We start from the raw sequence: 19364 nt of genomic DNA, 5'->3' as shown, positions 1-19364 counted from the left end.
GTCGGCGGTGACGCAGAGTACAGGCCAGACCACGGGCCTTTCCGTCCCATTGGTGACACAGACAGAACTCACGGCTCCGGCGCGTTGCGCCGGCTGTAGATCACGTTCTATGCTTCCCTATGTGTGATTCACAGATTCCCGTTCGGGGCTTTGCGATCACGGAACTGAGCTCGGCGGCCGGACCCCCGGCCGCCGGGTGTTCGCAATACGTCAAGAGCGAACTATGCGGGGAGGCCGGGCCGGCCGATGACCGTCATTCACGACGTGGATGGTGTGAGCGTGTATGGGTTTGCCCCTACTCAGCGGCGAGGTCGTCGATGAGAGCGCGACGCGAGGAGCCCTTCGAGGGCCAGATTCCGGCGATCACCGCCGGGGAGCTGGTGTGGTGCCGCACGCTGAACGGGCGCTGGGTTCGCAAGGTCGCGCTCGACAGTCCTCGGTACGACCACCGCAGCGCCATTGGTTCGAGCGTCTGGTTGAGCGTGCCGGTCGCAGATCTGGAGCAGTTCCGAGCGGAGCGCTTCGATGCCGCGTCGGTGAACTGGTCCGCCCACGACGTACGGCGCGAACTCCCCACCCCCGCAGACCCGACCCGCGCGCGTCATGAGCGTGCCCATGCCCAAAGGAGAGCGTGAGACATGATTCGGCGCGACGACCTACCTGAGATCGTGCAACGAGTACTGCTGTCCGAGTGCCCGCTCTGCGGTTCGTACCGCGGATCGCGGTGCACCACAGCAGGCGGCAAAGAGATCACCGACCTCACCCGCCAACACACCGTCCGCCTCCGCCAAGCCGGCGTCGTGGCCAACGACGGCACCACCGCACGCCAAACCATCCGCGCCGCCCTCTTCGCCTGACCGGCTTGAGGAATCCGCCCGCGTCGTGGCCTGCTAGCTCGTCAGAGGATCTTGACCAGGCCGAGCAACGCGTCCCGGCGGCGGTCCGGGTACTTGAAGCGGCAGGCTGAGTACGGGGGTTTCTCGTCGCCGTGGAAGGGGATCTGGATGCCCTCGAGGTGGGCGGGGTCGTAGATGGTGATCAGGTCGATCCTCAGCGGCACGCCGCCGCGGTCCACGGGCGGTCCCTGGTAGAAGTCGCTCGCCCACTTGGCGAACACCGACGGCGAGATCGTGCCATGGAACGTCGGGGACTTTGCCCACAGCGTGCGCAGGGAGGTTGCCGAAACCGCGCAGTGGCCGACGTGCAGCTCGACTCCGTACGCCGCATAGCCCGCGTCGGTTGGGCCTACTCGCTCCGGGTCGTATCGGTCCACTCCCGTCGCGAGGATCACCTCAGCCAACGAGTCGTGCGTGTGGCCCGGGTGGTCGATCAGGCTGACGCCGCGGAGGGCAAGGATCCGCTCGTCGGCCTGGCCGAAGTTCGCGCAGACGACCTCGTCGATGACAGGCCCGATGGCTTCGATGTCCGGCGGCTCGGTGATGGTGTAGGTCGGAAGCGAAACCGTGACGACCGGGATCTGTCTCTCTTCCACGGCGTAGATCCTAGTTGAGGGCTGCCCTTCGATCGGTCGGGCAGCTCGCCGGGACGCGAGTCAGTCGTTTCCTGAACCAGGGTTGGAGAATCGCAAGCACGACCGCGAGCGCCGCGCTGGTGAGCCAGAGGCCTTTGGGGCCGGCGAGCTCCAGGAGCTTGGTGACAGTGATGGGCGCGATCATCGTCGCGATGCCCCAGCTGAGGCCGAAGACGGCGAGGTACCGGCCACGGGCGTGGTCGGGCGCCAGGCCTGATGCCTGGGTGAGGTACCGCGTCAGGAGGAACAGGTCACCGAGGCTCCAGAACACCGTAGCCAACAGGAAGATCGCGAGGCTCTGCGCGAACGCGCTGATCAGCAACCCGACGCCGAGGAGTACGTAGCCGATGGCGATCGACGCGAAGTCGTCGAGGCGCTGCGGGCGAACCAGTCGTTGGGCCACGATCAGGACCACCGCCGAGACGGCGAGGATGATGCCGAAGCCAGACGGCGTCAGGCCTTCCTCGAGCAGCGTCAGCGGAAGCCCGATCACCAGCTGCATGTAGAGAGTCGCGAAGATCGTGCCGCTCGCGAGCAGCAGCAGAAGACGGCCATCGCGCCACACCGTGACTCGGGCTTCCTGGGGCGCAGCCTGTTCTCCGGTGGGAAGTGCGAGCGCGACCAGCACCGCGCAGGCGAGGCAGGTGAAAGCGTCGGCGACGAAGAGCCAGCGCAGGTCGACGTGGCTGATCGCCGCGGCGAGCAGGCCGGCCAGAACGCCGGCCGCCGCCAGCGCCGCGCTGTAGAGGCCGTACGCCGCCGGTCGCCGATCAGGCTCGGTGACGTCGGCGATCATCGCCTGGCTGGGCGGTTCGTAGATCTCGAAGACCAAACCGAGCAGCGCGGTCGCGAGGACCGCCGACCAGAGCGACGAGCTCAGCGCGATCCAGGCTTGCGCGACCGCGCAGCCGGTCAGGCCGAGCACGATCGTACGGCGACGGCCCAGCCGATCGGCCAGCCGACCGCCGAGCAGGCGGGACGGAATCGTGGCGGCACCGAACAACGCCAGGACCAAGCCCGCCTGTCCGAGGGACGCGCCGAACTCGACGGTCAGCACGACCCCGAGAAACGGCAACGTGAACGCGCCGACCCGGTTGACCGTGCGCGCCGCGACCAGGATCCACACCGCCGGGGACAGCCCACGCCACGGCGCGACCAGGGTCGCCGCTGCACCCACCGGGCACACCTCCATGACTGTCTAAGTAGCTATGATCGGTCACGGTCGACCTTACGGAGAGATCTAGTGACCGGTCAAGTGTCTTTTGATAGTCATGCGCGGAACGTGCTGGCGGCATCGGTCGAGTACGTGAACAGGCTGACGCCCGGCTACGCGGGAGGCGCCGCGTTCGACGGACCAGCCGACGAGGCGCGGGCCGTCGCGGAGTCGTTGGCCGCCATCGGCTACCCGCGACCGTCCGTACGTACTGAAGACGCGCGGCGCCTCACCGAGCTCGCGGGCCGCATGCGGATCGTCTTCGAGGCGGCCCACAGCGGCGAGCTCGACCGAGCCGCCGACGAGGTGAACGCCCTGCTCGTCGACACCAGGGCGCGACCGCAGCTCGACCGGCGAGCCGACGGCTGGAGCCTGCACTTCCACGGCCCGGACGACGGACTCGTCAACGGCTGGGCCGCAGGCTGCGCGGCCGGTCTCGCTCTCGCCCTGGGCACCGGCCTCGCCGGCCGCCTCGGAGTCTGCGCGGCACCGTACTGCGACCGCGTCTTCGTCGACGTTTCCCGCAACGGCCAGCGCCGGTTCTGCTCACCGCAGTGCCAGAGCAGGGTCAAGGCCGCCGCCCACCGCGCCCGCCAGGGCTAGCCTCGGGTTTCAGCGTCGTGGTCGCCTTACCCGGCCAGTGGCCCCATTACCTGGCGTCCACCCCACGTAAAGCGGCCGCTGATCACGTTTACATGATCATTGGCCCCAGGACGGGGAGGGGCCGGACCGGTCGAACCCACCGCTGGACGAAAGATCAGGGCTAGCTGGCTCGCCGGGGCGGTGGCGGGATCGGGGTGGGCGCGGGAACGAGGACGCCGGGGTTGAGGATGCCGTGCGGGTCGAGGAGGTTCTTCGTCGCCTCGAGGAGCTTCATCCCCACCTCGCCGACCTCCGCCTCCAAGTACGGCGCGTGGTCGCGACCCACGGCATGGTGGTGCGTGATCGTCGCGCCGACGTCGACGATCGCCAGCGAGGCGGCGGCTTTCGCCTTACCCCATTGAGAGATCCCGTCCGCCTCCTGCCGGCCCATCACCGTGAAGTACAACGACGCCCCGGTCGGGTACACGTGCGACACGTGCGCCATCACGATCGGCGCCACGCCTTCCACAGTGAGAGATTCGACCAGCGCCGTCCGCACGCCGTCGTACAGGTCGAGCAGTTTCGTCCACGTGGTCGCGGTCTCCAACGTCTCCACCAGTACGCCGAGATCCAGCAGCACGTCTCGTTGCAACGGCCCGTTGAACCGATGCCGCCGCCACGACTCGCCGGCCTTTCGGCCGAGCGACACGCCCCGTGCCTTCTTCAACAACGGCGCCACCAGCCTGCGGCGGTGGTCCACCGACTCCGAGCCGCCTTCCCAACCACACAACAGGAAAACCGGCTTCCGGATCCCGCGCAGCCGACTCAACAACCGCACCGCCCGTGCCGTCGAGCGACCCTGCAGAACGAGCGCGACCTCCGTCTCGGGCTCGTCGGACAGCCGGAACAGATCCGGCGAGTGCCCGTCCTGCACCAACGTCCGCATCACGTTCAGCGCGCTGGAGAACGAGGGAAGCGCCCACATCTCGTACCAACGCACGGCCGGTACCGGACGTACCCGCACCGAAACTTCCGTGATGACTCCGAAAGCGCCCTCCGAGCCCACGAACAGCGCGCGCAGATCGGGCCCAGCCGCGTTCGGCGTCCCCGTCCCCAGCCGCAGATCGCCCACAGGAGTGGCGATGCGCGTCGTCACCACCAGGTCGTCGAACCGCCCGTACCCCGCCGAAGCCTGCCCGGCCGAACGCGTCGCCGCGTACCCGCCGATCGTCGCGCGCTGGAAGCTCTGCGGCACATGGCCGAGCGTGAAACCGTGCGCGGCAAGCAGCTCCTCGGCGCGCGGACCGGACACGCCAGCCCCGAAGGTCGCCGTACGCGACACCCGGTCGAACGCGATCAACGCGTCCAACCGCGCCAGATCGAGCGTCACCACCGCGTAGCAGCGCGCACGGACAGGCTCGACGCCGCCGACCACGCTCGTGCCGCCGCCGTAGGGCACGACCGCGATCCGATGCTGGTGACAGACAGCGAGAACGGCGACGACCTCCTCGTGCGACGCGGGCCGCACCACCGCGTCGGGCACCACGACGTCCTGCGCCAACCGCCGGCGCATCACATCGCGGTACGACTGCCCGCCCGCATGCGCGAGCCGCGTCTCGTCGCTGGAGTCGACGTGCTCCGCGCCCACGATCGCCGCGAGCGCGTCCCTGGTGGGCTTGGGCAGTTCGCTCGCCGGCACCGCGACGTCATCGACGGCCGAGGGCGAAGTCGGCGTCAGCTCCCCGAGTCGCCCGTTCAGCCACGCCAACGCCTCCGGGGTCGGCGTGATCTCGTGTTCGGCGCCGGCCCAACGTGCGAACGGGCGAGGCCCGAGGCCGGCATGCGCGAGGTCGTTCACGGGAACAAAGACTTCCAGATCTGTCCAAGACACTCCCTCTTCGCCGGACGTGTCTGGTTAGCTTTGCCATCGCGTGAGGTGATCAAGCGAGGCGGGGAGGTGGGTTTGTGACGCAGAGCGACGACAAGGCGCTCACCACCCCTGACGTCGAGCAGATCCTGGCCGAGTACGACGAGGAACGTCCCGCGCGACAGCTCTCCGGCTGGGTCGGCAAGGGCGTAGCGACTGCGTGCGCGCTGACCAGCCTGCTCGTGCTGTTCCTGATCTTCTTCCCGCTGGCCAAGGGCACCCAGTACTACCTGACGATCTTCCTCGCGATCGTGCTGCCGCTCACGTTCCTCTCCTACCGTCCGGGTTTCCGGCTGCGGCGCTCGAAGGACACCGAGCCAGTCGAGGGCCGGCGCGACAACCCAAGGGTCGTCGACTGGATCCTCGCCGCGGTCTCGCTCGCCGCGGCCGCGTACCCGCTGTTCGGCTTCGACGCGTTCCTCGAACGGCACCAGGTCCCGACCGTGCTCGACCTGGTCGCCGGCCTCGTGCTCACGCTGGTCGTGCTCGAGGCGTGCCGGCGGACGACCGGCTGGTGGCTGCCGGCGATCTGCGTCGGCTTCCTGCTGTACGCGTACTACGGCGGCTGGCTGCCGCTCACCTGGTCGCTCGCGCACAGCGGGTTCGACCCGAGCGCGATCATCGCGCAGCTGTTCATCGGTACGAGCGGGTTCTTCGGTACGCCGTTGGGCGTCGCGGCGACGTACATCGTGCTGTTCACGATCTACGGCGCGGTGCTGGAGCTGTCCGGCGCGGGCAAGTTCTTCATCGACCTGTCGTTCGCGGCGTTCAAGCGGTCGCGGACGGCGCCGGGACGTACGGTCACGCTGGCCGGCTTCCTGCTCGGCACCGTGTCGGGATCGGGTACGGCGACCGCGGTCTCACTAGGCTCGGTGGCGTGGCCGATCCTGCGCCGCGCGGGCTACCCGAAGGACCAGGCGGGCGGCGTCCTCGCGGCCGCCGGCATCGGCGCGATCCTGTCGCCGCCGACGTTGGGCGCGGCGGCGTTCATCATCGCCGAGCTGCTGCGAACGAGCTACCTCACCGTTCTCGTGTACGCGATCGTGCCGACGATCCTCTACTACGTCGGCATCATCCTCGCGATCGAGATCGACGCGCGAAAGCACGGCGCGAAGGCCGTCGACATCACCGATCAGTCGGCTGTCAAGCTGCTGTTGCGCTTCGGGTATCACTTCCTTTCGCTGTTCCTCATCGTGGGATTCATGGCGCTCGGGATCCCGCCGTTCCGCGCCGTGGTGTACGCGACGATCCTGCAGTTCCTGCTGTCGTTCCTCGATCCTCAGCACCGGTTGACGCCGCGGCGGCTGTTCGAGGCGATGGCGCAGGGAACGCGCGGCGTGCTGTCGATCGCGGCAGTGTGCGCGGCGGCGGGGATCATCGTGGCGATGGTCACGCTGACCGGGCTCGGGCTGAAGCTGTCGGGGATCATCGTCGACACCGCGTCGTTCTTCGGCGACAATCCCACGCTGGTGTTGGTGTTGACGGCGTTGTTCTCGGCGATCGCCGTGTCGGTGCTGGGACTCGCGGTGCCGGTGACGGCCTCGTTCATCATCGCGTCGGTGATCATCGCGCCGGCGATGGTGGATCTGAACGTGGCGCTGCCCGAGGCGTACATGTTCGTCTTCTACTACGCGGTGTTGTCGGAGGTGTCGCCGCCGACAGCGCTGGCCGCGGTGGCGGCGTCGGCGATCACCGGCGGGCATCCGATGCGCACGATGATGGCGGCGTGGAAGTACTCGCTGCCGGCGTTCCTGGTGCCGTTCGCGTTCGTCCTGACCGACAACGGCGCGTTCCTGCTGGGCCAGGGCCCGTTCCTCGGGGTGCTCTGGACCACCGCGGTGTCGTTGGTCGCCGTTGCGGCGTTGGCGATCGCGACCGGTGGCTGGATCGTCGGCCCGGCTGGCGTCGTCGAACGGGTGTTGGCGTTCTGCGCGGCACTACTGTTGCTGTACCTCGCTCCGCTCACGATGGCGATCGGCGGCGGCCTACTAGTCGTCGCGGTGGCCATTCACCTAGCTCGGAAGGGACTGCGTCGATGAGGAGTGTCGTTCGCGTTGCTGTGGCCTTGGTCGTCTGCGCGCTCGTCCTCGCCGCGTGCGGTGGACAGCGCCGGCCGGAGGGAGCGGGTGGCTCGACGTCCACCGCGGGCGCCGGTGGCGGGCGGATCACGATCGCGACCGGCAACACGACCGGCGTCTACTACCAGCTCGGCGGCGGGCTGGCGCAGCTGATCGACAAGAACATCGAGGGCTACCGCGCGACCGCGAGCGAGACGGGCGCGTCCGTACAGAACGTGCAGGGCATCGTCGCGGGCAACTACCAGGTGGCGTTCTCGTTGATGGACACCGCCTCGGACGCCGTGGAGGGCAAGGGCTCGTTCACCTCGCCCCAGCCGATCGAGGCGCTGACGCGGCTGTACCCGAACTACACCCAGGTGCTGGTCCGTTCGGACTCCGGGATCAACTCGGTGGCCGACATGAAGGGCAAGCGCGTGTCGACCGGGTCGCCGAACTCGGGCACCGAGGTCATCGCCCGCCGGCTGCTGACCGCGGCGGGCCTGGACCCGGCGAAGGACGTCCAGGCGCAGCGGCTGGGGCTGCCGGAGACGCAGGACGGGATCAAGGACGGAACGATCGACGCGATGTTCTGGTCCGGCGGCCTCCCGACAGGCGGGATCACCGACGTGACGACATCGCTGAAGGACAAGGTCAAGTTCCTCGACCTCTCCTCGCTACTGTCGCCTCTGCAGTCGGCGAACGGCCCGATCTACGAAGCCGGCTCGATCCCCGCCGCCACGTACGGCCAGCCGGCGGACGTACCGACCATCGTGGTGCCGAACGTCCTGGTGGTGAAGAAGGGCTTCGACGAGGCGCTCGCGGAGCAGCTGGTGAAGCTGATCTTCGACCAGCGCGCGGAGCTCGAGAAGGTCAACGCGGCAGCCAAGGACATCTCGCTGGACACGGCCCGCAAGACCGACCCCATCCCCCTCAACCCAGGCGCGACGAAGGCCCTCGACGGCCTGGGCGCCAAGTAGGGATCGGAAACCCGATTCGGTTCTCCGCGGCACGGACGCTACACTCGTCTCTGCCTAGCGCTCGTAGCTCAACGGATAGAGCATCTGACTACGGATCAGAAGGTTAGGGGTTCGAATCCCTTCGAGCGCGCACTACGTTTCTGCAGGTCACAGCCTTGTTGGTCACGCTTCGTGAGAGATCGTTACTCGGGCTGTCTTTCACCTCAGCGCCGCTTCCGCTGCAGGATCCACGCCTCGATCGGGATGCCGGCTGTCCGGGACGGGGTCGGAAGGGCCGAAGTCCGCGGCGAGGAGTGGGACCTGGAGCGCTGCCCAGGGTGTGATGGCCCAGGGGGTCTGCTGGACGAGACCCAAGAGGGCGTCTCCCGTGGTCCAGGCCAGTTCACCTACCTCGTCAGGATCCGCCAGCGGAGTGGAGGCGGTCTTGGCCACGTACACCGGACAGTGCTCGTTCTCGACGATCCCCGAAGGGTCGGTGGCGGTGTAGCGGAACGAGGGAAGAACGCATCGCAGCTCGAGAAGGACCAGACCGAGCTCGTCTGCCGCTCGGCGGTGTACCGCGTGCTCGTACGGCTCACCCGGCGCGGGATGTCCGCAGAACGAGTTGGACCAGACCCCTGGCCACGTCCGCTTGGTCAGCGACCGGCGAGTCACGAGAACTCGGTCGGCGGCGTCCATGACATAACAAGAGAAGCCCCGATGGCGTGGTGTCGTCGCGTGATGGACCGTGGCCTTGTCGGCTGTTCCGATCGGCACATCGTCATCGTCTGCCAGCAACACCACACGTTCGTATCCGCTCGGTTGTGCTTGCCGCGACATCCGTCCTCCTCTGCCCCCGGGCTCTTCTCGGACTGTCCGGACAGCCCACCCACCCGGACCTCCTCCATTGATACTTCGCGACAGAGCACCTCTGCGGATGCATCCGCAGAGGTGATTGTTTGGTCCCGATCGGGGCAGGCTCGAGGGCATGCGGTGCGTGGTGTTCGGAGCGACGGGCTACATCGGCGGGCGGCTGGTGCCCGAGCTGCTCGACGCCGGCCATGAGGTGAGAGTGGTGGCTCGCGACGTGGGCAAGTTGGCCGACGTCCCTTGGCGACAACGTGTCGATGTCACCACCGCAGACGTCACCGATTCCGCGGCGGTCGCCACCGCGGTGGACGGCCAGGAGGTCGTCTACTATCTGGTGCATTCCCTGCACCAGAGCGACTTTGTGGAGATCGACCGGAAGGCTGCGATAGTCGTCGCCGCCGCGGCGAAGTCGGCTGGTGTTCGGCGCATCATCTATCTCGGTGGCATCACCCCGGACACGGGCGACTTGTCGCCTCACCTGGCCTCGCGCGCCGAAGTGGGCGAGATCCTGCTGAGTTCTGGCGTGCCCACGATCGTTCTCCGCGCGGCGATCATCATCGGCTCGGGGTCAGCGAGCTTCGAGATGCTGCGTTACCTCACCGAACGACTTCCAGCCATGATCACCCCGCGCTGGGTGCACAACCGGATCCAACCCATCGCGGTCCGCGACGTCCTGCACTACCTGACCGCGGCGGCGACCCTACCGGCCCACCTCAACCGCGGATTCGACATCGGCGGCCCAGACGTACTGACCTACCTCGAGATGATGCGCCGCTACGCCGTCGTTGCCGAGCTCCCACGACGGATCGTCGTACCGGTGCCGGTGCTCACCCCGTGGCTGTCTTCTCACTGGGTCAACCTGGTCACACCAGTCCCGCGCAGCATCGCCATGCCGCTGATCGCCTCGCTCGTGCACGAGGTGGTCTGCCACGACCACGACATCGCCACCCATGTCCCGGACCCCGCTCAGGGACTGCTGCACCTCGAGCGGGCGATCGAACTGGCGCTCACCCGGATCCGGAGCGCCGATGTGCCCACCCGCTGGTCTGACGCGGGCGCGCCGTCAGATCCGTTGCCCACCGACCCCGAGTGGGCGGGCGGCACCGTCTACACCGACATCCGTGAACTGCACACCACCGCCGATCCAGCAACGTTGTGGCAGATCATCGAGTCCATCGGTGGCGAGCACGGCTGGTACTCCTTCCCGCTGGCCTGGTCTGTACGCGGCTGGATCGACCGACTTGCCGGTGGTGCTGGCCTGCGGCGCGGACGACGCGACCCACGCAGCCTTCATGTCGGTGAGGCGTTGGACTGGTGGCGGGTCGAACACCTCGAACGGCCTCAGCTGCTCCGGCTCCGTGCCGAGATGCGACTGCCCGGCAAAGCCTGGCTGGAGCTGTCGGTGCATCGGGCCGACGATGGCGGCGCAACGTACCGGCAGCGCGCCATCTTCGAGCCGCACGGACTCGCCGGTCACCTGTACTGGAAGGCCATCGCCCCGTTCCACCATGCTGTCTTCGGCGGGATGGCACGCAACATCACCGGCACCGCCGAGCACCAACCGACCGAGCACACGCCGGCCTAGCCTCGGGAATTTGGGTGTTGGAGGGCGACGTCTCGTGTGATCTGAGTGGGAAGGTACTTCGTGGGTGAAGTGTCGTGGTCGCCTTACCCGGCCAGTGCCCCCTCTACCTGGCGTCCACCCCACGTAAAGCGGTCAATGAGCCTTTTTCATCCTGGTCGGGTCATGAGTGCGTGGATGGCTTTGGCGATGGTGCCGGTTTTGCGTGGGCAGCTGCGATGGCGGTGCAGGATGCGCCAGTGTTTGAAGGGTGCGAAGCCGTGTTCGCAGCGGGCGCGGATGGAGGCCAGGGCTCGGTTGGCGTCGCGGTAGGCGGGTGCGAGGGTTCGGGTCTTGGGGCGTTTGTAGCCGGTGAGTACGCGGGGGCTGTCGGAGCCGGTGTAGCCGAGGTCGCAGAGCAGGGTGAGTTCTGCGCGTTCGCACATGTCGATGACGCCGTGGGTGCGGGCGGCGTGGAGATCTTGGACCGAGCCGGGTAGTCCGTCGGAGATCCACACCAGCTGGCCGTGGGGGTTGACGAGGGCTTGCAGGTTGACGGTGTGGCGTTTGTGTTTGCCGGAGAAGTACAGCCGGTTCAGGTCCGCACGCCGGGCTGTTTCGCGGGCGGCGTCAGCGGCTGGGTTGAGCACTCTCCCGGCTTGTCGGGCGCGTCGTTGCCGTTCGGCTTTGGCTCTGGCCTGGGCTTTGGCGGCGCTGCCGGTCCAGGCCGAGGCTCGGTGCGGGTCGGGCACTCCACGGACCCGGTCGATCGGCACCGCGGTGCCATCGGCGAACGCGAAGTTCGACCCCGACCAGGCCAGCTGCCAGCACGCCTCGACCAGTGTGGGTGCCTGATCGGCGAGCAGCCGGACCGCTTCCTGGATATAGCGCCACGCCGTTGCCACGCCGATCCCGAACCCGGCCGCCAACGCCTCGTATGTCTCGTTCTTGCGCAGATACGCCAACACCAGCAACGCCTGCCGGCCCGGCGACAGCTTGCGCCACCTCGACCCGATCCGCTGGCGATGAGCCCGCAGCAGCTTCGCCAGATAGCACAGCTGGACGGTGGACAGACCCGGAAGGGTGGCAGGATATCTCAGCATGAGGCCCTCTTCGGCTTGAAGTTGATCTTGGCGATCGCACTTCTACCGAAGAGGGCCTCACCACACCCGCCACCACGCCGCCACGATGAAAAAGGCTCAATGATCATGTAAACATGATCATTGGCCCCAGGTCTGGCCCGGACCGGACGAACCCACCGCCAGATGAAGATCGAAGCTAGTGCTCCTGATAGCCGTCCACTTCGATCCAGTGGTCGGGCGGTTTTCGGGCAGGGGTCGTTCGAACTAGTAGCCTGTGGGTTTGGCGAGATGGGGGTGGGCGGTCGAAGGGGGCACAGGTGACGCGTGGGGCACGGGTGGAGGTCGGGCTGCTCGGGCCGCTCGAGGTCCGGGTGGGCGGAGCGGTGGTGGAGCTTCGTAGCCGGCGCTTGTGGTCGGTGTTGTCGGTGTTGGCGCTGTCGGCGGGCCGGCCGTTGCTGGTGGAGACCCTCTACGAACGGGTGTGGGGCGACGACCCGCCCGAGGATGTGCGTGGGGCTCTCTACACCTGCGTACGTCGGTTGCGTACCGTCCTCGGCGACGATCGCATCACCAACGAGGGTGGCCGATACACCCTTCAGGTCAGCCCGGACGCTGTCGACGCATCGAGGTTCGCTGACCTACTGGACCTGGCGCCCAAGGCGGGGCCGGAGGGGTCGACCACCCTTGTCGAGGAAGCGCTCGCGCTGTGGCGGGGGCGGCCGTTCACCGAGCCCCTGTCGGACTGGCTGTGCGGGGTGGAGGCCAGACGGCTCACCGAGCTCTATCTGTCGGCTGTACAGGATCGAGTCGACGCGGAGTTGACGGCCGGGAGGGGTGCGGGTTCGGTGCCGGAGTTGCAGGACCTGGTCGCCGAGCATCCGTTGCGGGAGCCGCTGTGGACGAGGCTGCTGCTGGCGCTCGACCGAGCAGGCCGGCCAGCTGACGCGCTGGCGGCGTACGAGCAGGTCCGGAGCCGGCTGGCCGAAGAACTCGGGATCGATCCGGGTCGGGAGCTGCAGGCGATCTACGCCGGACTTCTCGTCGGCGCCAAGCTGACCGGCCCGGTGACGGCGCCGGCCGACCGGCCCCAGGTGCCGCGGCAGCTGCCAGCGGACACCGTCGACTTCGTCGGCCGTGTGCGGGAACTGCGCAGACTCGACTCCCTGGTCGAAGCGGGGCAGGCACTCATCGCGGTCCATGGTGCCGGTGGGACCGGAAAGACCGCTCTCGCGGTCCGCTGGGGGCACCGCGCCCGCGAACGGTTCCCTGATGGTCAGCTGTTCGTCGACCTTCGTGGCTATGGGCCCGGTGAGCCGATGGAACCGGCCATGGCGTTGGACACGATGCTGCGCGGGCTCGGGGTGCCCGGCGAGCGGATCCCGGCGGGTGTCGACGGTCAGGCTGCCTTGTTGCGGACGACGCTCGCGGACCGACGCGTTCTGGTCGTCCTGGACAACGCGCGGGACGCGGGCCAAGTCCGTCCGATGCTGCCTGGCGCCGGCGCCGTGGTCCTGATCACGAGTCGCAGTCAGCTGCGGGGCCTGACGGCACGCGAGCGGGCGAGCGGGATTCCCTTGGAAGCCCTGCCGGCGAACGAGGCGGAGGCCTTGCTGGCACAAGGGCTCGATGCCCAGGCCGTGCCCTATGACCGCGACTCGGTCGCTGAGCTCGCGGCACGCTGCGGGAACCTTCCGCTCGGGCTCGTCATCGCGGCCGAGCGTGCGGGCAGGTACCCGGACCTCCCCGTGGGTGAGCTGGTCAGCCAGCTCCGTGGCGAGCAGGAACGACTCGATGTCCTGGAGACGGGCCAGGACCCCACCACCAGTCTGCGGGCAGTGATCTCATGGTCCTACCACGCGCTGGCACGAGACGGCGCGAGGCTCTTCCGGCTCCTCGGTCTGTTCCCGGGCGCGAGCATCGGCATCCCGGCCACCTCGGCGCTCGCCGGTTCCGAACGCGCGGTCGCGGCCAAGCTGCTGGACCGCCTCGCCGAGGTCCACCTGCTGGCTTCGCCCCGGCCGGGCCGCTACGCGATGCATGACCTGGTGCGCGCCTACGCCGCGGAACAGGCGGCGGATCATGATGACATCGCCGAGCGTGAGAGCGCTGTGGGGCGCCTGTACGAGTGGTACGCCCGTACGTCGGAGAACGCCCGATCCGCTGCCGGCCTGAGCCAGTTGCCACCCGGCGACGAGCCGTCCGGAGAGGTCGAACCCGCGACGTTCGACAACGAACGGCACGCGATGAGTTGGCTCGCGGCCGAGCTCGAGACGCTGATCGCCATGACCGCCGATGCGGCTCGGTTCGGTCAACATCGCCACATCTTCGACCTGGTTCGGGGGGTCAGCTCCTACGTTCGCCTGCACCGATTGCCGATTGATGTCATCCCTCTGCTGGAGCTCGCGCTGGCATCGGCTCGGACCATCGGTGACGATCTGTCGGAGGCGCGGATGCTGATGCTGCTCGGCAGCACCCATGACGTCCGGGAGGAGTTCGAACAGGCCTTGCGCTACTACATTTCCGCCGGCCAGCTTTACGAGACGTTGGGCGACCACTTCGGCGCGAGTGCCGCTCTGGGGAACATCGGGTTGCTGTATTCGACCTTGGGAAGCCTCGACAAGGCCGCCAACTCGATTGAGGATGCGATCGAAAACGCACGCCGCCACGGTGTCGGTGATCGCGTAGCAACGGAGTTGAACAACCTGGCCGGGGTGTACACCGAGCTCGGGAGGTACGCGGACGCTGAGGCGGCCGCCGCCGAGTCGATCAGCCTGTGGGGCTCGGAGGGAAAGGCACTCGATCAGACCTACGCTCTCGACACGATGGGTTCGGTTCACCTCGCCAGCGGCGACCACGTCCAGGCGACCTCGTACTTCGAGCGTGTGGTCGAGGTCCGCCGGCGGCTCTGCGGTGGATGGCTGCTGGCGTACGGTCTGCGAAGTCTCGGCAACGCGCAGCGGGCGGCCGGCGACCCGCACGCTGCCAGGGCCAGTTGGGAGGAAGCGCTGCACCTTGTGGAGACGACCGGCGCGACAGACACCGAAGAACTCTCGCGCTCCGATCTCCGCGAGAAGCTCGCCGACCTCGCGTCGGATGCTTAGCCGATCGGGCCTTCGTACCGGTGTGGTGATTCAGGTCTTCGCGTCAGTGCTTGCCGGCGGGCTGCCCGAGCAGGGTGTGGCCGAGCATCGACGCGCGATGGACAACCGCCTTGCCCTGTTGGTCGCTCACCACGAGTCCCGCGTCTCGGAGCACCCTGGCCGCATGGCTGGCGGACGCGATCGACAGGCCGAGGCAGCCGGCCAGCTCGCTGGTCGTACGTTCGTCGGTCGCCAGCAACCGCAGCGCGTGCGACCGGGTGCGACCCATCAGTGTGGCGAGCTGGCGCTCGGGGGCACCCGCCGCCGAGGCCGAGCACCAGTCGAGGCGGTGACGTACGGGATAGGCGAGGACCACGGGCTGGTCTGGCACCCGCAGCACCGAGACGTCGTCGTACGCGAAGAACGACGGCTGCAGGACGAGTCCGCGGCCGTGCAGGTGGATGTCGACCGTTCCCGGCTTGCCGGCGAGGACGAGGGCGTCTCCGTCGGGGCGGATCCACGGCGAGACGGTCGCCAGCAGGTGCTTGACACCGCCGACGGCGAGGTTCCGGCCACACCGCAACAGCTCCTCGTTGACCTGGGCGCGGATCTGGGCCCACTCGGCGGCCAGGCCGGCGCGGAAGTAGCGCCGGAGGAGAGCCCCGAGCTCGCGCACCACACCAGGCCGCGCGGCCGCCAGATCGGCCAGCCAGGGTGGGTACCTCCGAAGACCAGTGATCCTGCCTAGATCGTCTCGCAACTGGCGCCGCGGCGTGCTCAGGACGGCATCGATCCCGGCGTCGAGATCCAGCGAGCCACTCGCGGGGGTGAGGAAGTCGGGCGAATAGCCGAGTGCGGGGGCCATCAGGGTCAACGCACCGAGACCACGGATCGAGCTGCGCAGGCAGCGACGCCGCCACCGCCCGAAAACCTCATCGCCAGTGGTCGATCCCAGGGCGTGCACGCTGTGCAGGATCTCCCACATGGGATCGGCCCCGCGGGCGAGCCGAACTCGCGCCACGTCGTCAGCCGTGAGCTGAACTCGCCACATCGCAGCACCCCCGACGTCGTCGACCATCTGACGGCGGGGATGCTACGGATCGGGCCTGTCAAGGATCTGACCGATGTCTGTCAGGCGACTACGGAGTTCTAGCAACCACTCGTGCTCAGCCTGATGTAGTAGACCGGTCCCCAGTTGACGCTGTTGTCCGAGCGACCAGGGCGCACACACTGGCGCTGCTTCTTGTCGCTCCCGAGGAGTCGCATCGCCGCGCTACCGGTCTGGTTATTGGTGAGGCTCCCGGTACCGCTCCAGCGGTGGAGCTGGTACGTGCCGTAGTCGTAGAACTTGAAGACCCACCACCCAGGAAGAGCCTTGGCACGCACGATGGCACATGCGTACCCGCGCGGGCACGAATGCCCCGATGAGCTCCACGAGAAGTAGCGGGCCGCGGCTCCCGGCGATGTCGCCGGCTCCCCCTCCGCCGCGGCGGACGCGACTCCACGTGGAGCGGTGTCACTCGCGGGTGCGGCATGCGCTGGGCCCAGCGTGGCGGCCAGCGTGAAAAGACTTACCAACAGGGCAATGGCGGCAGCGAACGTGCGCTGCCCGACTCTCGTGGCTCCGCTGTGACTGGTTTCCCGAGGCATTCCCATTCCTTCCTTCCCGTGGACTCGTGTGGGGACCGTACGGAATGTCAGCAGCCGGACCGAAACGGTTCAGCGACAGCTGAAACGTTCGCCGTTGACCGTTGCGTGGACAGGTGACCTGAGCGGGCGCCCCGACAGACCGACCCGCGGCCGCGCTGCGCCATGCAACCTTTCGACCGGTCGCGCACTCCTCCTAGGTAGGTAGGGGCGAACCATGGGAGGGAACGGTTCACATGCAGAAATCTCTTCGTATGCTCGCGATTGGCGTCGTAGCCGCTGTCGCGGTACCAGCAGTGAGCTTGGTGGCCACCGGTGCCCAGGCGTCAGAGCCGATCATGTATGCGGGAAAGACGACGTCGAAGGTCGCTGTCCGGACGTTCCCGTCCACCTACGGCAAGAGGCTTGAAGTTCTTCCGAAGGGACACACCACGTACATCTACTGCAAGGTCAACGGGCCAGACGTTGACGGCAACCGGCTCTGGTATCACACGAACCGATGGTCCTCGGAGATGTCGTGGATGCCCGCTCGCTACGTCGCCAACGTCGGCCCAGCACCAAAGTACTGCGCCCCACGGCCCAAGGACGGCCAGGTGACCGCGAAGCCGTCGCTCACCATTCGGGCCACGCCGAGCCAGACAGCCAAGGCTTTGGGAACGCTGAAGTACGGCGTTCAGATCTCCACCATCTGCAAGAAGAACAGCACCGTGGTGGGTGGCAACCCTCGGTGGTACCAGCTCTATGACGGCGGCTGGGTGCCGGCCAGGTATGTGCAGAACCTCAACGGCATCGTGCCCAAGTTCTGCGCCTGAGTCATGCATTGCGGACTCCCCGTACGCCGCACCTGTCGCGACAGCGGCTGTTCTCGCCGCTAGTTCGGCAGGGTGCCGCGGATGATGCTGTCGCGGGAGTGTTCGGGTTGGCCGTCGAACGGTTCGAGCGAGACATCGACGATGGTGTAGCCCTGGCTGGTCAGGCCGGTGGGCACGGCGAAGGTGGCAGGGCCGCCGGGCTCGAGGACACCGAGTGACACCATGCGCCGGCCGTCCTGGTTGATCATCCACACCTCGTAGAAGCCCGTGGGTGTCGGGAGACCGTCGGCTGTCAGTCGCAGCTGCAGGCCGGTGTCGGTGCGGAGCAGGTCGGCCACGCCGGAGCCGTTCTTGCCTTCCAGCGGAGCCAGGCGTGCTTCGGCGACGCGATCGGCGGGCGAGCCTGTCGGCCAGAGCACTCGCGATCCGAGGACGCCGAGCACGATGCCCGCGGCGACGGCCGCGGTGGCGAGGAGCACCGTTCTGCGCCGTGGCCACCGCCGCTTCCGTTCCTGCGGGGCTACCGAGGGTTGGAGTTCGACGGTGATGCGTTCCCACACCTGGCCCGGTGGGGCTTCCAGCGGCTCGAGGGTCCGGGCGACACGTACGGTTTCCCGCAGCTCGGCGAGCTCGGCGGCGCACCGTTCGCACTCCCTGAGGTGGTCCGTGGCGTGAGTGTCCGGAGGCGTCCCATCCCACGCCCACTGAGCGAGCCACTCGGCATCGAGGTGCGTCACTGGTCCACCTCCTTCAAGCGAGCACGCAGGAAAAGCAGCCCCCGCCGGATGTGGCTCTTGACCGTGCCCAACGGCAGGCCGAGCCGATCCGCGATCTGCGGGTATGTCTGATCTTCGTAGAAGGCGAGCCTAAGGATGGCTCGGCGCGGGTCCTCGAGCTGGTCGAGCTCGTCGGCGAGTACGAGCCGGTCGACCAGGGGATCGGCGACCGGGTCAGGTCTTTCCCCCGCCGGGGGCGGGTTTTCGGAGGTCGCCAGCTTCGCTGCCGTGCGCTGGTCGCGGGCCCGGGCAGCGTGGCGGTCGGCGATCCGGTGCCGGGCGATGCCGGTCAGCCAGGCGCCGAGGGGTCCACTGCCAGGGTCGTACGTCGCTCGCCCGCGCCACGCCGAGACGAACACCTGCTGAGTGACGTCTTCGGCATCGGCGCGCTCGCCGAGGCTGCGCAGGGCGAGGGTGTAGACGAGCGGTGACCAGCGGCGGTAGGCCTCGCCGAGGCTGTCCTCGTCACCGTCGGCAAAGCCCTTCGCGAGTCGGGCTGCCGCATCGGCTGCCGAGGCGTCGCCGGCCGGACTGGACGTCACGTTCGCACGATAGCGGCTGACGCGGTGCGGCTGGTCAGGGTTGGATGAGGTCCGGATTCGTCAGTCCTCCGGGACGGCCATGACGACGAGATTGTCCTGGTAGCCGCCCTTCTCGCGGACATATCGACCCGCGCAGGTGATGACGTACAGCCGCCGGGGTCCGCCCCGATCGAACAGCTGGTCGGTGTCGACGGCCCGCTTCGCGACGCGAGTCACCGACTTGGTGCGGTACGCGACCGACCCGCCGCCGCTGAGGGTGACGACGATGCGGTCACCCGCTTTCAGGCCGCGCAGCTTGACGAGCGGACCGATGCCATCGGCGCGGGTGTCGAGGTGGCCGCCGAGTACGACCGAGCCGGCCAGGCTCGACGGGGACGCGCCGTACCTGTACCAGCCCAGCCGGGCCGGATCATCGGGGAGGTCCAGCTGCCCGGCGAACCTGCCCGACTCCGCGATCCCCACCGGGTCGACCGGGACGGCGAGTCCGATCTCGACGATCCGGACGCCGATCGGAACTCGTTCGCGCCGGACCCGAGGCGGCGCGGCCGAGTGGGCCCGTACCCGCGGCGTGGCAGTCGCCAGCCGGGACGGTGCCACCGCAGACGGTTCTGGGGACGGGGACACCGAAGGCGACGCGGCCGGGGCCGACACCGCGGGCACGGACGTCTGGGCGGCGCAGCCCGCTGCCGCTGCCACAGCTAGGGCAGTGGCCACGGCGATCGCGTACG

17 protein-coding genes, 1 tRNA gene and 1 pseudogene are annotated in these 19364 nt (G+C 68.1%); 9 read left to right on the top strand and 10 right to left on the bottom strand.

All coding sequences use genetic code 11. From position 1 onward, the window contains the following. The first annotated feature begins 317 nt into the window (after window positions 1-317). Both JOD67_RS07140 and JOD67_RS07135 read left to right on the top strand, forming a co-directional pair. Complete coding sequence (locus JOD67_RS07140; protein ID WP_205116418.1) at window positions 318-635, top strand: hypothetical protein; 318 nt, start codon at window positions 318-320, stop codon at window positions 633-635. A 3-nt stretch (window positions 636-638) separates the two neighbouring features. Then, the gene (locus JOD67_RS07135) at window positions 639-857 is read left to right on the top strand and encodes a zinc finger domain-containing protein (RefSeq protein ID WP_205116416.1); all 219 of its coding nucleotides are present in this window, start codon (window positions 639-641) and stop codon (window positions 855-857) included. A gap of 41 nt (window positions 858-898) precedes the next feature. Here the strand turns inward: JOD67_RS07135 and JOD67_RS07130 are convergent, their stop codons facing one another. After that, the gene (locus tag JOD67_RS07130; protein ID WP_205116414.1) at window positions 899-1492 is read right to left on the bottom strand and encodes a hypothetical protein; all 594 of its coding nucleotides are present in this window, start codon (window positions 1490-1492) and stop codon (window positions 899-901) included. A gap of 10 nt (window positions 1493-1502) precedes the next feature. Further along, window positions 1503-2708, bottom strand: coding sequence for an MFS transporter (locus JOD67_RS07125; RefSeq protein ID WP_205116412.1), 1206 nt, complete (start codon window positions 2706-2708; stop codon window positions 1503-1505). A 105-nt stretch (window positions 2709-2813) separates the two neighbouring features. Between JOD67_RS07125 and JOD67_RS07120 the strand changes: the two genes are divergently transcribed. Beyond that, the gene (locus JOD67_RS07120) at window positions 2814-3347 is read left to right on the top strand and encodes a CGNR zinc finger domain-containing protein (RefSeq protein ID WP_307782303.1); all 534 of its coding nucleotides are present in this window, start codon (window positions 2814-2816) and stop codon (window positions 3345-3347) included. Between the two features lie 160 nt (window positions 3348-3507). Here JOD67_RS07120 and JOD67_RS07115 read toward each other — a convergent pair whose 3' ends face one another. Continuing rightward, a complete protein-coding gene (locus JOD67_RS07115) occupies window positions 3508-5184 on the bottom strand; it encodes an FAD-binding oxidoreductase (RefSeq protein WP_307782302.1) in 1677 nt (558 codons plus the stop codon). 107 nt (window positions 5185-5291) lie between these two features. Here JOD67_RS07115 and JOD67_RS07110 point away from each other — a divergent pair, with 107 nt between their 5' ends. The 3 genes from JOD67_RS07110 (at window position 5292) to JOD67_RS07100 (ending at window position 8417) form a co-directional block, all read left to right on the top strand. Next, window positions 5292-7292, top strand: a complete 2001-nt coding sequence (locus tag JOD67_RS07110) for a TRAP transporter permease (RefSeq protein ID WP_205116408.1) — start codon at window positions 5292-5294, stop codon at window positions 7290-7292. Then, the gene (locus JOD67_RS07105) at window positions 7289-8287 is read left to right on the top strand and encodes a TAXI family TRAP transporter solute-binding subunit (protein ID WP_205116406.1); all 999 of its coding nucleotides are present in this window, start codon (window positions 7289-7291) and stop codon (window positions 8285-8287) included. The genes JOD67_RS07110 and JOD67_RS07105 overlap by 4 nt, the downstream gene beginning before the upstream one ends. A gap of 57 nt (window positions 8288-8344) precedes the next feature. Then, window positions 8345-8417: transfer RNA gene (locus JOD67_RS07100), tRNA-Arg, on the top strand. 68 nt (window positions 8418-8485) lie between these two features. Here the strand turns inward: JOD67_RS07100 and idi are convergent. After that, complete coding sequence (gene idi / locus JOD67_RS07095; RefSeq protein ID WP_205116404.1) at window positions 8486-9106, bottom strand: isopentenyl-diphosphate Delta-isomerase; 621 nt, start codon at window positions 9104-9106, stop codon at window positions 8486-8488. A 148-nt stretch (window positions 9107-9254) separates the two neighbouring features. Between idi and JOD67_RS07090 the strand changes: the two genes are divergently transcribed. Next, window positions 9255-10721 (top strand): SDR family oxidoreductase, encoded by a 1467-nt coding sequence (locus JOD67_RS07090; protein ID WP_205116402.1) that lies wholly within the window; start codon window positions 9255-9257, stop codon window positions 10719-10721. Between the two features lie 146 nt (window positions 10722-10867). Here JOD67_RS07090 and JOD67_RS39915 read toward each other — a convergent pair whose 3' ends face one another. Both JOD67_RS39915 and JOD67_RS39910 read right to left on the bottom strand, forming a co-directional pair. Next, window positions 10868-11449, bottom strand: a complete 582-nt coding sequence (locus tag JOD67_RS39915) for a transposase family protein (RefSeq protein WP_372442361.1) — start codon at window positions 11447-11449, stop codon at window positions 10868-10870. 6 nt (window positions 11450-11455) lie between these two features. Then, a pseudogene (locus tag JOD67_RS39910) lies at window positions 11456-11800 on the bottom strand (helix-turn-helix domain-containing protein); the annotation flags it as partial. Between the two features lie 296 nt (window positions 11801-12096). On the opposite strand from JOD67_RS39910, the gene JOD67_RS07080 reads away from it, so the two are divergent. Then, entirely contained in the window at window positions 12097-14880 is a 2784-nt protein-coding gene (locus JOD67_RS07080; RefSeq protein ID WP_205116400.1) for an AfsR/SARP family transcriptional regulator, read from the top strand. Window positions 14881-14923: 43 nt separating this feature from the next. Here JOD67_RS07080 and JOD67_RS41745 read toward each other — a convergent pair whose 3' ends face one another. Next, window positions 14924-15880 carry an ArsR/SmtB family transcription factor gene (locus tag JOD67_RS41745; RefSeq protein ID WP_205116398.1) on the bottom strand — a complete coding sequence of 319 codons (957 nt, stop codon included), beginning with the start codon at window positions 15878-15880 and terminating at the stop codon, window positions 14924-14926. A 922-nt stretch (window positions 15881-16802) separates the two neighbouring features. Between JOD67_RS41745 and JOD67_RS07070 the strand changes: the two genes are divergently transcribed. Beyond that, window positions 16803-17318 (top strand): SH3 domain-containing protein, encoded by a 516-nt coding sequence (locus tag JOD67_RS07070; RefSeq protein ID WP_205116396.1) that lies wholly within the window; start codon window positions 16803-16805, stop codon window positions 17316-17318. Window positions 17319-17377: 59 nt separating this feature from the next. Here JOD67_RS07070 and JOD67_RS07065 read toward each other — a convergent pair whose 3' ends face one another. From JOD67_RS07065 to JOD67_RS39900, 3 genes are read right to left on the bottom strand one after another with little or no spacing between them, the layout of a single operon-like run. Beyond that, window positions 17378-18055 (bottom strand): anti-sigma factor, encoded by a 678-nt coding sequence (locus JOD67_RS07065; RefSeq protein ID WP_205116394.1) that lies wholly within the window; start codon window positions 18053-18055, stop codon window positions 17378-17380. Next, entirely contained in the window at window positions 18052-18636 is a 585-nt protein-coding gene (locus tag JOD67_RS07060) for an RNA polymerase sigma factor (RefSeq protein WP_205116392.1), read from the bottom strand. Before JOD67_RS07060 ends, JOD67_RS07065 begins: the two co-directional genes overlap by 4 nt. 60 nt (window positions 18637-18696) lie before the next feature. Next, complete coding sequence (locus JOD67_RS39900; protein ID WP_205116390.1) at window positions 18697-19233, bottom strand: class F sortase; 537 nt, start codon at window positions 19231-19233, stop codon at window positions 18697-18699. Window positions 19234-19364 lie beyond the last annotated feature (131 nt).

Source organism: Tenggerimyces flavus, assembly GCF_016907715.1.
GTDB classification, from domain to species: domain Bacteria; phylum Actinomycetota; class Actinomycetes; order Propionibacteriales; family Actinopolymorphaceae; genus Tenggerimyces; species Tenggerimyces flavus.
Note: the sequence above shows the minus strand (reverse complement) of the source record. Positions and strands in the feature narration are given on the sequence as shown.

Excerpts from the sequence above, each read along its gene's own strand:
- JOD67_RS07140 (WP_205116418.1), top strand. The coding sequence starts at position 318 with ATGAGAGCGCGACGCGAGGAGCCCTTCGAGGGCCAGATTCCGGCGATC.
- JOD67_RS07135 (WP_205116416.1), top strand. The coding sequence starts at position 639 with ATGATTCGGCGCGACGACCTACCTGAGATCGTGCAACGAGTACTGCTG.
- JOD67_RS07105 (WP_205116406.1), top strand. The coding sequence starts at position 7,289 with ATGAGGAGTGTCGTTCGCGTTGCTGTGGCCTTGGTCGTCTGCGCGCTC.
- idi (WP_205116404.1), bottom strand. The coding sequence starts at position 9,106 with ATGTCGCGGCAAGCACAACCGAGCGGATACGAACGTGTGGTGTTGCTG.
- JOD67_RS07090 (WP_205116402.1), top strand. The coding sequence starts at position 9,255 with ATGCGGTGCGTGGTGTTCGGAGCGACGGGCTACATCGGCGGGCGGCTG.